At 64.5% G+C, this 13,188-nt stretch carries 11 protein-coding genes; 7 read left to right on the forward strand and 4 right to left on the reverse strand.

Annotated features, from left to right (window positions below):
* Positions 1-103: 103 nt before the first annotated feature.
* Positions 104-1,228, forward strand: a complete 1,125-nt coding sequence (locus tag Poly30_RS27845; protein WP_145205784.1) for a sigma-70 family RNA polymerase sigma factor — start codon at positions 104-106, stop codon at positions 1,226-1,228.
* Between the two features lie 139 nt (positions 1,229-1,367).
* Here Poly30_RS27845 and istB read toward each other — a convergent pair whose 3' ends face one another.
* Positions 1,368-2,126, reverse strand: a complete 759-nt coding sequence (istB, locus tag Poly30_RS27850; protein ID WP_145195056.1) for an IS21-like element helper ATPase IstB — start codon at positions 2,124-2,126, stop codon at positions 1,368-1,370.
* 3 nt (positions 2,127-2,129) lie between these two features.
* On the reverse strand, positions 2,130-3,689 hold the full coding sequence (gene istA / locus Poly30_RS27855; protein WP_419190755.1) for an IS21 family transposase: 1,560 nt from the start codon (positions 3,687-3,689) through the stop codon (positions 2,130-2,132).
* A gap of 321 nt (positions 3,690-4,010) precedes the next feature.
* Here istA and Poly30_RS27860 point away from each other — a divergent pair, with 321 nt between their 5' ends.
* The 5 genes from Poly30_RS27860 (at position 4,011) to Poly30_RS27875 (ending at position 8,144) form a co-directional block, all read left to right on the forward strand.
* Positions 4,011-5,486 (forward strand): hypothetical protein, encoded by a 1,476-nt coding sequence (locus tag Poly30_RS27860; RefSeq protein WP_145205790.1) that lies wholly within the window; start codon positions 4,011-4,013, stop codon positions 5,484-5,486.
* A 325-nt stretch (positions 5,487-5,811) separates the two neighbouring features.
* Positions 5,812-6,090: a hypothetical protein gene (locus Poly30_RS27865; protein WP_145205793.1), complete on the forward strand. Its 279-nt coding sequence runs from the start codon at positions 5,812-5,814 to the stop codon at positions 6,088-6,090.
* Positions 6,091-6,244: 154 nt separating this feature from the next.
* Positions 6,245-6,370: a hypothetical protein gene (locus Poly30_RS29025; RefSeq protein ID WP_419190756.1), complete on the forward strand. Its 126-nt coding sequence runs from the start codon at positions 6,245-6,247 to the stop codon at positions 6,368-6,370.
* A 260-nt stretch (positions 6,371-6,630) separates the two neighbouring features.
* The gene (locus Poly30_RS27870; RefSeq protein WP_145205796.1) at positions 6,631-7,554 is read left to right on the forward strand and encodes a hypothetical protein; all 924 of its coding nucleotides are present in this window, start codon (positions 6,631-6,633) and stop codon (positions 7,552-7,554) included.
* A complete protein-coding gene (locus tag Poly30_RS27875) occupies positions 7,545-8,144 on the forward strand; it encodes a hypothetical protein (protein ID WP_145205799.1) in 600 nt (199 codons plus the stop codon). Before Poly30_RS27870 ends, Poly30_RS27875 begins: the two co-directional genes overlap by 10 nt.
* A gap of 499 nt (positions 8,145-8,643) precedes the next feature.
* Here the strand turns inward: Poly30_RS27875 and Poly30_RS27880 are convergent, their stop codons facing one another.
* Positions 8,644-9,792 (reverse strand): ATP-binding protein, encoded by a 1,149-nt coding sequence (locus Poly30_RS27880; protein WP_419191392.1) that lies wholly within the window; start codon positions 9,790-9,792, stop codon positions 8,644-8,646.
* A gap of 480 nt (positions 9,793-10,272) precedes the next feature.
* Entirely contained in the window at positions 10,273-11,289 is a 1,017-nt protein-coding gene (locus Poly30_RS27885) for a hypothetical protein (protein WP_145205802.1), read from the reverse strand.
* 742 nt (positions 11,290-12,031) lie between these two features.
* Here Poly30_RS27885 and Poly30_RS27890 point away from each other — a divergent pair.
* Positions 12,032-13,096 (forward strand): rhomboid family intramembrane serine protease, encoded by a 1,065-nt coding sequence (locus tag Poly30_RS27890; RefSeq protein WP_145205804.1) that lies wholly within the window; start codon positions 12,032-12,034, stop codon positions 13,094-13,096.
* Positions 13,097-13,188: the final 92 nt, after the last annotated feature.

The following is a 13,188-nucleotide window of genomic DNA, read 5'->3' on the forward strand; positions in this document are numbered from 1 at the left end:
GATCCCTCACGCGCCTTGCAGGTTCAGATGGTCAGTCGAGCCGAAGCCGAAATTACAGAACAAGTGATACACCCCCGCGCCGCGTGGCGACGAACTGGAGCGCATGCTCGGCGACTGGGTGTGGCTCGGGCAGCTCGCCAGCCGGATCGTGGCGGATGCAGGTCTGGCGGATGATGCGCAGCAGGCCGCCTGGGTCTCCGCTTCGGCCCCGGGCGCCGTCCATGGCTCGATCGAGAACGGCAACCGTCGAGTGCAGCTCTACTGGGCGCTCCGAAGGTGGATCAGTTCGACACACCGCTCCGACCAGCGACGGGTGCGTCGCGAGCGCGTCGCCGCTCGAACCGAAGCGCTTCCTTCCACGGAAGAGCTCATCCTTCGCGGCGAACAACAGCGCCGCATCTGGGACGCGCTGAAGGAGCTGCCCGAACCGCTCCGAGGCACGCTCTTACTGCACTTCCAGGATGGCCTATCCGTCACCGAGATCGCCGAGCGATCGAACGCCAAGGCAGACACCGTTCGCCGGAGGATTCATCGGGGCGTGGCGATTCTGCGTGACCGGCTCGACGCCGACCTTGGCGGCGGCGGAGTGCTCGCTCTCTGCGCGGCGATCCCTGGCTCACGTATCAGTTCGTCGTCGGCTGCTGCGTGGACCGCCCCTCCTGTCCTCGGAATCACACTCACCGCTGGAGTCCTCCTCATGCTCAAGGGTCTCGCCGCACTGGCTACCGTCGCTGTCCTGGTCCTTGCCGGCCGCGAGTTCATGGACGCTGGCGTGGCGCACGAAGTGGCCCCGACCGCGATCGCTGCGGAATCGGAAGACCCTACAGGGCCAGCTGCGCCCGACCGCCTCGAAGCGATCGAAGCGGATGTCTCTCTGGCCTCGAAGGTGCGAACAGAAGCTCCCGTGAGTACCGAGACCGAGATGCCGGCACCCACCATCGCCACGCTGACCGGCCAGGTCGTGGTTCACGACATCGATGGAACGGTTGTGACGACGACCGTCACGGGAACACTCGAGGCCGCGCTGTATTTCGACCGAACAGGACGCGGCGGCATCACCGTCCACGTTCAGGGCGGCCAGTTCTCTCTTTCCCTCACGCGAGGTGCAGACGGAGCCTGGCTCGCGCCCGGCCAGGCTGCGGCGCCGATGTCGTTCACGGCCTGTCAAGGACCGGGCAAGGAAACCCACCCCTGGCTCGGCAAAGCGGTCCCAGTCGAGCTCGCCTAAGCGAACCCACTACGTTTCGTCTCCGAAGCCCAACGCGGCGGCAGGAACTGCGGAGCTGTGATGTCCCTGCCACCGCGTTCGGCGTCGGAACTCGAGGTGGTCAGGAGAGAAAATGTGGATGAGGGCTCAAGGTCACGGATCACGCCAGCGCGGCCGCTGGAGCGCCGTGGGCCTTCGGATTTCGGAACGAACCTCCCTTCATCTCGATGACGTGCGCGTGGTGCAGAAGCCTGTCCATCGCTGCTGAGGCCATCAGCTCGTCGAGGAACATCGGGTACCACTCCTCAAGCGCGCGGTTCGACGTCACGATCATCGCGCCACGCTCGTAGCGAGCTCGGATGATCTCGTAGAGATCGATGGGCTCGTCGCGCTCCAGCGGGCGGAGCCCGAGGTCATCGATGATCAGGAGGTCCGGCGACGTGAAGCGCAGCATCCGCTTCTCCAGCGAGTCGTCCGCTCTCGCCCCACGAAGCTGGGAGAGCATCGCGTGCGCGGAGGTGTAGCAGGTCGAGTAGCCCGCACGGCAGGCTCGTTCTCCGATGGCCTGGGCGATGTGGGACTTGCCCACTCCCGTCGGTCCGAGGAGGAGAGCGTTCTCCTTGCGATCGATGAAGGAGCACGTGGCGAGGTCGACGATCTTCGCCTTGGGGACGTTCGGATTGAACGACCACTCGAACTCCTCCAGGCTCTTCGCGCCGTCGAAGTTCGCCTTCCGAAGTCGCATGCTGAGCTGCTTCGACTCTCGACGCTCAATCTCGTCAGAGCAGAGGCGGAGCAGGAACTCTCCGTGGCTGAGGTTGTCGTCCACAGCTTCGCGCGTACGCAGGTCCAGGGTTTGAAGGACGCCCGACAGGCGCAGCTTCTTGAGATGGGGAATGAGGTCGTCAGTGACGGCCATGGGTTACTCCAGGGGTTGGGGAAAGAGGGAGTTGTCGGGGCAGCGCGAATAGAGCGCTCCTTTCGACCACCTGCGAGGCGCCTCCTCGTACTCGAGCGGTTGCAGGTCGAGCGCCTTCGTCAGGATGTTCTTGATCGATCGATACTCGAGGTTGTCGTAGTACATGGCCCTTCGTGCCGCGCGCTCGGCGCGCTCTGGCGGGAAGCCCTCGAGAAGCTTCACGATCTGTTGCACAGGTCGGAGTCGGAGCAGCACGTCGTCGCCGTCGAAGATGCGATCGACGAGAGCGGCGACCTCAGGTCCGATGGCCTTGGCTCGCCTCTCCCACGTCTCACGGGAACGCTCACGAAGGTCCCTCCGCCCTTCCGGAAGATGTTCTTCGACGGTGGTGCGAGATCCCGGCATTCCCCTGCGATGCCGCCATAGAATGGCGTCGTTCGCGAAGATCTCTATCTCGCTCTTGGAGCATCGAACCCAGAGGAGGTCGCCGACGTTCCTCCAGGGCACGGAATAGAGCGCATTGTCGATCTGGAGGTGGGTGTCGCGGTGCACCTTCGCTCTCTTCCAAACGATCGGGTTCCACCGATTCCTTGGGAGTGGCATCAAGCAGGCGCGCTCCTCCGTGTCGAAGACCTCGATGGGCATGCGTCGGGTCGTCCCATGGCACCGACGGTCAGCGACCGCGGCGAGCCACTGAAGGAGGAGCTTCTGACACTCGACAACGTCGACCTCCGGCAGCGTTGCCAGGAAGTTGTTCTTGATGTACTGGGCGTCGCGTTCGACCTTGCCCTTCTTCTCGGGCGACCGCACAGGCGTCGGGTCGATCTGGAAGCCGAAGAACCTGGCGACCTCCATGTAGCTTCGGTTCAGCTCGACGTCGTCGCCAGCGCCGAAGCTGTGTCTGATGACTGCCGACTTCAGGTTGTCGGGAACCACGACCTCAGGGACCCCTCCGAAGTAGAGGAACGCGTTGACGTGCAGGCGCTGCCACGTCGCAGCGGACTGATCGAACACGAACTCGGCGTAGGTGCGCCGGCTGTGGCCGAGCGTCATGATGAAGATCCACGTCTTCCGCAGGGCTTTCTGGACAGGGTCGTAGCGCTTCCCTCCCCAGCAGAAGTCGACCTGCGCCACGTTCCCGGGCAGCGTGACGACGGGGATCGCGATGTCAGTAGCCTTGGGGCCTTCGCCCTTCTTGAGCTGGCGGCAGAATCGCTTCACTGCGGAGAGCGACCCGGTGTAGTCAGCGACGTTGACCCGAAGGAAGTCGTGGATCGCGGTCGGGCCAGCGCCGCCCTTGTGCAAGGCCTCGATCTTCTTCCGCCAGGCCTCCACTCGGGAGGTCTTCTGCGCAGGTTCTCTGCGGACCACGCCGAGGGCGACGGCGTCGCGAAGGGCGGGGAGGTCCGGGAGCACCTCGACACATCCGTCGAGCAGGTGAGCCGCGTCGAGCGCAGCGAGGTAGCGGCGCAGCGTCGTGCGGCCCATCGCGAGCTTCTCTGCGATCCTGCGCTGGCTGTTGCCGAGGCGGTGGAGTCGAACGGCTTCTTGGAGGCGGTGCATGGCAATCTGAGGTGCGGTCATGCGCTGCTCGTCGGGCGGCTTGGCCCTGCTCGAACAGCACGGATCGCAGATCAGATTGAGACGGTCTCAGGTCGAGACATGGAGCTGCTTTGGCGGGCCAGCCTGGGCTCGCTTTGGCGAGCTGGGACTGGGACCGCTTAGGCGAGCTGGGTACTCGGTGGCATGGCGAGAGTGGGACCGCTTAGCCGAACTGCGAGTGGGTTTCATACCCCGAGCCATGACACGGCCGGAGCCGCTGCCTCCGACCTGGGCCTCCTGATCCATGGAGGTCGCAGCGATGCTCTTGGCGTCCTCGTCTGCATGGAGAGTCCGACGTCCGCCAGGGTGCTACGGGAGCAGCGACTCGAGTTCTCTGCCGATGGCGCGGTCCTGCACGTGCGGACGGTTCCGCCGCTGACGCTGAACGTGGTCGATGCCGCGGATCGCAGCGTGGGGCTGGAGAACGTCGAGGTTGTGGCGGCGCGCGGACAATCGGATGGGTTCCTGATCGGCGCGGGTGCCGCGCGCCCCTCGCTCGCGAGCGCCCAGGACTCCCCGGCCGTACTGATGCCTGGACTCGACCAGGCGCGCGTGCCGTCCCTGCGCTGCTTCGTCCGCGCGCCGGGCTTCGCCTGGAACTCCATCGAGGTGGATCTCTCCAGCGGCGGCGAACGCACCATCGCGCTGGATCGCGGAGGCGAGATGGAGGTGCTGATCCAGGGCGAGGCCCCCCGAGAGGCGCGCCTCCGGATCTATCGGGAGGGCGAACGACTCGCGATCTCGGATCTCCCGCTCCAGCGCGACGAGAGGTTCCAGCTCTTGGGCCTTCCGCTCGGGCCGATGGTCGCGCGGATCCAGATGGGAAGCGCCTACCGTCCGGAGATCGTCCTCGCGGAGGCCAACGTGGTCATCCAGACTGGTTCCCGCGCGAGCGTACTTCTGGTTCCCAGGACCTTCGAGGCTCCTGAAACCGTCGCGGTGGCCGGGGAACTGATCCTCCCGTCGAGCTGGGAACTCGAGGACGCGATGCTGCGCCTCGTTCGGGTGTCTCCATCCACCGGAAGCGACCGCGAACATGACCTCTTCCGCCTGAACCAGCTCCGGCCCGTGGTGAGCCAACCCGAGCGCTACCCCTTCACGGCGGAAGCCCTGGTCCCGGGCGATTACGTCGCGACCTTGACGGAGCTCGAGTTCAGGAAATTCTTCGTCGTTCCTCCTGAGGGCCTCCGCGACCTGAGAATCGAGATCCCGCCACCGGTACAGGTCACCGTCACGGTCAGGGACTCCGTGAGCGGCGAGATCTCCGACCTCGTCGAGCACCTGTCGTGGCACCAGGCCTACGACGGCCCGTCGTCCTTCGCCATTCATCCGACCGTCCAGCGAAACGAGACCACCAGGCAATTCGATCTGACCGTCCCGGCGTGCGCGATCACCGTCGGCCTCGGCGGCCCTCAGGTGGCCAGACACCACCTCACCTTCGACGCCGAGGAGGGACGGAACGTCGAACTCGAGGCAAGAAGGATCGCGCTCGCTCGCGTCGAGCTGCAGTGCGAGGGCCGCACGATCCCCTGGCCCGGCGAGTTCCGCTGGGAGGGGGCCTGCGTCCACCTCGAAGGCGACGGCGAGGTCTCGATGCGCGGCACCACCAAGTCCGGCGTGACCTTCAACGTGACCGAGCCCGGTCGCTATCGCCTGACGCTCCCGGACGTCGAGGGCTTCGCGCTCCACGAACCAATCGAGATCGACATGAGCATCGACGAGATCCAGGACGTGATCGTCGACCTCGAGCCACTTTGAGTGCTGCCGTAACCAGGCCTGTTGGTGTGGGCAAGGCTCCCGTTGGAACTACCTGCTGATGGTCCACGCCGGCCTGGTCCTATCCGCAACGTTGATCCCGCTCGCTGGCCACCCCACGCTCTTCCTGCCGATCCACATCGTTCGGCTTGAGCTCCTGATTCACCCGAGCGCGATGCTCGCCTTCCAGGATTCCGCGACGGATGGCCCTATCGCTGCCGGCGTGGACCCATCCCGGGCCACATTCTTCTCGCCCCGCGAGTGAGGACTCATCGCTCTCATCGGTGCACTCCTCGTGGTGGGTGTCTTGGTGAGCTATCGTACGAGCGTGCGACCCGGGCATGACATCGAACGTGCAAGGGCCATGGCCATGATCGTGGTGGAAGGCGAGGAACACTGGTTCACTCGACACACGGGTAAGCGGGCCACGCTATCGATCCTTGATGCCACATCCGGAGAGGTCCTCGCACGGACCCAGCCAGCCCACGCCGGCATCTTTCCCAAGGAGTGGCTCCAGCGAGTCAGATGGAGCCCGACGGGTGACTACCTGGGCTTCAGCGCCGGGAAGGGATACATCGGCGGCATTCTGCGAGTGAAGGACATGTAGACGCTGAGGAACGAATTCTCCGGCGGCCAGATATGGGCGATCCTGGAGGGATTCTGGGTGAATGACGACCTCTATCGCCCTCGCTTCGTCCTGGACTTTCAAAGGGGTGATCGCTCGCTGCTCTTCGATGTCCAGAACCCGAGTGGCCGCCCCCTTGACCCCTCAACCCGACTGGCTCGGCGCCACGCAACTGCGAGAATCCGAGGATGTGATCGTGCGAAGCGCCGAGGGCATCGACCGAGTCACTCCATCGACGATGACGGTGCTCTGGACGCGGTAGCGGAGCCGCGACATGCCGAGGGGAGCAGCCGCGCAGGGACGCTCCCTCCGAACTCGGCGGTGATCCCATTCAGGGCAGGATGGTCTTCGAGGGACAACAGCGGATAGGTCGCGTTGACACCGCGCTCGGAATGCCGATCCGTAGTGACCGGCTTGGAACTGACGGAGCGAAGAACGGCGCCTCCTGATTTTCCGAGAAATAGAACTCATTTTCTGAGAAAGCGTTCGATTTTTCCGAGAAAGCAGGCGAGGGTGTTGGCTATGAGCAAGACAAAGAACCGGGAGCTGCTCGATTCGCTCGCTACGCGGATCGAGGAGGAGCTCCCAACGCTGGGAATTCGTGTGGAGGGCGAAGCGCTCTTGCTCAGTCGTGGCAGCACGGTGACCAGGCTTGGCGACGGAGCGATCGGTAGGTTCACCTTGGCCGACCGAGCCGAGCGCCGGCGGCGGGGCAGCAACTACGCCGATCTGAAGCTGGGTGAGGTCTTCGTCGACGAGCCTGGCATGTTCGTTTCCCTTCGAGTCGGGTCGCTGAAGACCCGGCTAACACCTCAGCAGTGCGCAGTGCTTGCTGCGATTATGGAAGCCGATCAATTCGGCTGGCTCTCGGAGAGCACTTCACTGGAGCCTGGAGTCCTCCGAGACGAACTGGGTCGACGACTGGGGATCCGGCTCACCCCCTCGAGCGTTAGCAAGCTACGCGCGATCCTCATGAATCCGCGGCTCCTCCGCCGCGGGCGTCCAAGCGCGCCACGTGCCTTTGAAGCCATCCTGTCTGATTTCAGGCTAGACGCGATAGGGCGACTTATTCGCCTTCCGGCACCGGCCCAGGCCGACGCCGAATGGCTCCGCAGGAGAATTCCGGGAGCGCGGGTTCTTGGCGGAGTCTCCAGTGTGCTGGTTGAGCGAACTGGCGCGGTGATCGAGCCAAGGGACTTCCTCGTGACCCGTCCAGTCCTGCTGCAACTCGAAGACACCCTGGGTGGAGCCGTCGGGGCAGAGTTTCGAGGGCCTGCAGTCCTTGTGCGGGGGGTATCGCGTCTCGCCCTCGACGAGCTCAGCTCGGACCATTCCGACCAACTGCTGCCCATCCTCGCGGTGGCAGACGCCGCGACCTCGGACGATCCCGTGCAACGCGAATGTGCCAACAGGTTGGCGGCTGATTGGAGGGCAAGATGGAAGTGACGGTGGACGACAGTGTCGAACTCTTCGAGGAGATGCTGATGATGGCAGAGCTGGCCAGCAATGAGCAGGTCCGAATGAGGCTTATCGGCGGCGCCGCCATGCAGCTCTGGGGAGGGGCTCTTCATGAGTCACGGACGATGACATCGGACCTTGATTGGGCGCTTACGAAGGAAGAACTTCCTGACGAAGCCGCCGCAGGGGTGACACTCAATTTGCTCGTGCGGGCGCTTCGAAGGCTCGGTTTTGAACGTCCGAAGAACTGGAAGCCCTCGAGAAGCGGTCGCTTCAAGTTTCAAAGACCTGGCAGTCAAATCGACGTGGAATTGTTGTGTGGAGTGCTCCTCACGAGCGGCGAGCCACGGGAGGCGCCGCTCGGTCTGACGATCGAAGCCGCAACAGCTCCCGGCGGATGCCACTCGCGGCGGCACGGTCTGCCAGCACCTTCGCGTCGACGTACGACGGATAGGAACTCCAAGCGGGGTCACGAAGTGACGCGCCGCCCGGCCCGACATCGATTGCTCCTACGATCAGAGCTGCGCGACGATCAGCTGGAGTGGTTCGCGGGACGGCAGCGCAGCCTGCGTCGCTGAAGCCTCCCTCCGTCAAGGCGACCGGCGAGTTCGGCTCAGCGGCCAGGCGAAGGGCTTCGTTCCCGCCTCCGTTCTCGTCCAGCATGCCACGGTGGACCATATGGTCGAGATCTCGCTCCAGAGGGCGCGGTGGTGCGGTTCGATCCACGTCCGCGCGAATTCGCGTCTTCCAGCTCCATGAGCTTCTCAACGGGCACGGCCATCTCGGCCATCGGCAGCGGGACTATTTCAGCATCCTCGTCGGAGCCCGTTACCGCCGCCCGACCTCCGATGTCCTGTAGACCGAGTTTGCCGGGGAGCGGCAAGGCGTCGTCGCCCGCGACGACGGTCCTCGCACTCGAGTCCTGCGACGCGTCCACTGCGCTCGACCGCGTACCGGTCAATGACCGTCAACTGACCGCAACGAAGAGACGTTCGATTCTCGCTGCCAGCAGTATCCAACGCATGAACGCCAGTTCCAGTCCGTGGTGTCCGACAGATGGCACCGTCCGCGAAGAAGTCACGTGGCGCTGCGTAGCGCCCACTCAGCGACGTCCCCTGGCCCGAGCGCCTCGACCCCGTCGCTGAACGATCTCCGCTCGCCGTTGTAGGCGATGCACTTGTGCTGCAGCGGAGCCACATGTTCCTCGAACCACTGGAGGGCTTTCTTGAAGGAGGTGTGGTACGTCGCGCCCGACTTGACCTCTACCCCCGAGAGCTTTCGACCGTGGTCGAGGAGGAGGTCGAGCTCATTCCCCCTCGCGTCGCGATAGAAGGACAAATTCGGGGTTCGCGCGGCGTTGTAGCGCGTCTTCAGTACCTCGAGGACGATGAGGTTCTCGAAGAGGCTACCGACAAGTGGGTCTCGGGAGACTTGGGCAGGCTCCTCGAGACCCAGCAGGTAGCAGAGCAGGCCTGTGTCTGTGAAATAGACCTTGGGCGACTTGATGAGGCGCTTACCGAAGTTCCGGTGGTACGGCGGGAGCCGGAAGATCACGAACGAGGCCTCGAGGATAGAGAGCCAGTTCTGAATCGTTTTGGCGTCGACGCCGACGTCATTCGCGAGCGACGAGAAGTTGACGAGCTGGCCGACGCGGCCCGCGAGTAGCTTGATGAACTTCTCGAATAGCGTCGCATCCTTGAGCTGAATGAGCTGGCGAACATCGCGCTCGACGTAGGTTTGGTAGTAGCTGGCGTAGGCGATCCGCGGTCGCTGCTGCTGGTCGTAGACACGCGGAAGAAACCCGTGCAGTAGATACTCCTCGAAGGTTTCGAAGCCCAGGTTTGCGCCTCGCAGCTCGGGGATCGACAGCGGCAGCAGATGGAGCAGGCTCGTGCGGCCCGCGAGGGACTGGGCCACCGACTCGCGCAGCTCAAGCTGATGGGAGCCCGTCAGAACAAACTGCCCGACGTCGCCGACCTCATCGACGATCCCCTGCAAGTAACTCAGAAGATGTGGTGCGCGCTGGATCTCGTCGTAGATCACGCGGCCTTGTCGCTGGGCGAGGAAGGCACGAGGATCCTCACGGGCGATCGTCAAGGTCTCCGGATCCTTGAGCGTCACGTACTCAAAGTCGGGCATGGTCGACCTGACAAAAGTCGTCTTTCCGCCTTGTCGGGGCCCCAGCACCGTGACGACCGGGAACTCACCGAGGAGGGTGTTGCGGATAGATGGTTTCGCTCAGTGGGTATGAGCTTTTTGCAGGCAAGGCGCCTGGAAGTGCCTCGTAGCCGTAGTTACTTGGCCTTCCTGGCAACGCCGCATGCGAAAAGCTCATGCCCGCTGGGCGGAATCAGCTATTCGCAACACCCTCCGAGCTGTCGCTCGAGCTCGAGTTGGAGAAGGCGCGCAATCATGACCCACCCGGCCTACCGACTCCCAAGGCCCGCCATGGTGTAAAATCCGGAGTTGAACTCCGGATCGAACCAGGCAGTCTAGTGCCTACGACGGTTACCGATAAGGATTCCAAGCGGGGTGTCGAAATGACGCACTGGTTGGGTCAATCAGCGTCGCCGCGTGCGGTAAGACGCCCGTCGAGTTCACGACGAGGCCCCCGTCGCGGGCGGGAGCCCAGCGGGAGACCTGACCGGCTCCCTCGCGGTGACCTTCGCTCGGTGGCGATGAGGCCATAGCGAAAGGTGGTAGCGCCTAGCGCCCCTTCACCACAAGTCGGCCCGCACGCAACCCGACGAGAAACCGGCCTTGCCCGGCGCTCTGGAGGCGAAAGAGGCCCTGCACTTGATGCTGCATGAGGAGCTCGCCGGAGTCGATGTGGACCACGCTGGAGTGCTGAGGATTCATCCCAGACACGTAGACCTCGTCTCCGCCAGGGCCTCCGCGCAGCCTGAACCCGCTCCAGGTTCCCTCCTGATACTCCACCGCGAACGCCTCAGTCCAGGCGTCGTCCTCGAGCTGAAAGCCCGCGAGGATTCCCGCGGGCGCAATTCCGAAGAGCAACCGGCCACCGCCAGGATCGCAGAGGATCGACCGAATGACACCGCTGGTTGCGCGCGGTGACCGAGACATGAGTTCTTCGGGGGGAGCGTCGCTGCCCAGGTCGTACACGAGCACCCCTGGCGCCTTCTCTACTAGCCCCAGCCCCCAGCCGACAGCCAGGTGGTCATTGCCATCGAAAGCAACGCAGTGAATCGTGCCCGGGGCCTTGATGCCTGTCTCTCGGCTGCCCGTTTCCTCGAGGGACCGACTATCGAGCACGCGGACCCCGTCCTTGGTGGCCAGGGCAAGTAGCCTTCCGTCCGGGGAGAAGGCTGCCGCTAGCGGGCGCTGAGCGGACGGCAGGGGCAGGACCTCAAGGGTCGGCACCTCGGACTCCATGTTCAGCCGATGGAGCTCCCACACGGAGTACTTGCCGGTGACGAATGCATCGCCCGCGAGCGTTGTGGCGATGGGCAGATAATGCGGTCTCTCCAGGGAACGAGAGGCCACCACCTCCAGCGTCTTGTCATCGATGACCGCCATGCCTTTCCGCCCGAGGGCGAGAACGCGATCACCCAGTTCGTAGAGCAGGCAAACATCGTCTGGCATGGCGGTAGATGTCTGCGCCACCACCTCTCCTCCGGGCAAGGCGATGCGCGAGATTCGCTTGGTCATATCGCTGATGACGACGTGCTTGTCATCGGACGCGACGACAAAGCTCAGGGCCATGACCTCCCGCGACAAGAGGTTGGGGGTCTTGGTCCCGACGCTCGTCTGGGCAGGAGACGCCTGAGGCTTCCCCCCTTCGGCGGTAGGGCCCGACAAGGCAAGAGTCAGAGCGATGCACGGGCGCGCGAGAAGCCGCCCAGAAGGCAGGTGGCGGGTCAGGGAGTGATGAGCCATAGCGTTGTTCAAGGGAGCCAGATCTCGGACCGGTTCGGTCCGTACGATCCATGCACGGCGCCGAAGCTGGCTCGGCGACGCCCTTTCCCCAAACAATCCATGTCGCGCTGGCGCCACTTGAAGATCGTCGGATCATTCTCCACAGTCCAAACAGTCGAAGGCGCGCTGCGACGGGTGAGCGCGGGGACTGGCCTGCGTCAGCCTGCCCGTCCAGAGCGGCTCGAATGATCCGCCGCTTCGCCATCGCCATACTCGTACTCCCGTGCCGCTCAGGTGCCAGTAGTGCGCGGAAGACGCCCCCATCAGCGGGTTCAGGAGGACACGATGGCTAGGAATTCCAAGCGGGCTCGCACAGTGACGCGCCGCCCGGCCCGACATGGGCGACGGCAACCCGGCAGCGACGACGAACTTCACGAGCGCGGTGACTGTCAGCCTCCCCTAAGCTGACTTTCGAGCCGCGGTGGCCAGGGCACGGGATTCCGTTCGAGACGCTGAAGGCTGATTTCGGCGTCGACGAACGCTGTCGAGCGTCCTTCGTCGTGTGTCAGACTACGAGGGTCGCACGCCCATGGTTCCTCCCATCCCGCCCCTGGCTCTACCCATCGGTGACTCACCGAACCCGCGCTCAACGCCGGTGGTCACCTGGGCCCTGATCGCGCTACACCTCCTGGTGTTCCTCGTCGCCGTGCTGCCGACGATGTCCTCGGGAGCCGGGGTCGACAAGAAGCTGGCCGCGGAATGGCGACGGGACGTCACGAAGCCCCCGTCCGCCGAGGAGGTGGCGAAGCGGGAAGCGATGACCGCGGAAGAACGTGAGATCGCCGATCAGGTCGCGGCTCTCCTCACGACACGCCTCTCGCCCGAGCCGGACACACTGCTCCTCTATGGAAGCGGCTATCGCCCGGGGAGTCCGTACTTCAACAAGCTCTTCACCTCCCTGTTCCTGCATGCGGGGCTTCTGGCGGCGGCCTTCCATCTGCTGCTCCTCTGGATCCTCGGCGACAACGTCGAGCATCACATCGGCCGCCTGCCTTTCCTGGCCCTCTACGCCGGAGGTGGAGCCCTGGGCGCCCTCCTGGGGTCCCATCTTTCCCTGGTGGGCAGCTCGCTCCCCGTGCTGTCCTCCACGAGCGCCCTGGGCGCGGTGCTCGGGGCATACTTCATGTTCTTTCGCTACTACGAGATCCAGTTCGTCTACCTGGGCCGTCTCGCCTGGCGCCAGCCGACGGCGGGCACCCGCTTCATACCTGCTCGCATGGCCTTGCCGATGCTTGCGCTGTTCGCAGCGATCTTGGGGCACTCGAGCACGGGCGTTCGCGGCGCGACCTGGGCCGGCGTGGCGATCGGAGTCGTCTCGGCGCTCCTCCTGCACGAGCACTTCGGAGTCCGCGCGAACCCACGAAGGGATCAGCGCTACCCGGATCCCCTGCGCGTCACTACGGACCCGGTACAGAGGATCACGGATCTTCTCGCCCAGGACCGCGAGGGCGAAGCGGCCCAGATCTACCTCGAGAATCGTCAGCGCCCGGGGTTCGTGCTGGAAGGGCCGCCCCTGGATCGACTGGCACAGTACCTGGCACAGCACGGGATGCCGGCCCTGGCAGCGGCAGCCCGTACGAACCGCCAAGGGTAGCCTTACGCAACTCGGCCCAAACCGGGTCGGCGACGCCGAGGATAGCAATGGCTAGGAATTCCAAGCGGGGTCGCGCAGTGACGCGCCGCCCC

It is taken from the genome of Saltatorellus ferox (assembly GCA_007751475.1).
Classification (GTDB): Bacteria; Planctomycetota; UBA1135; order UBA1135.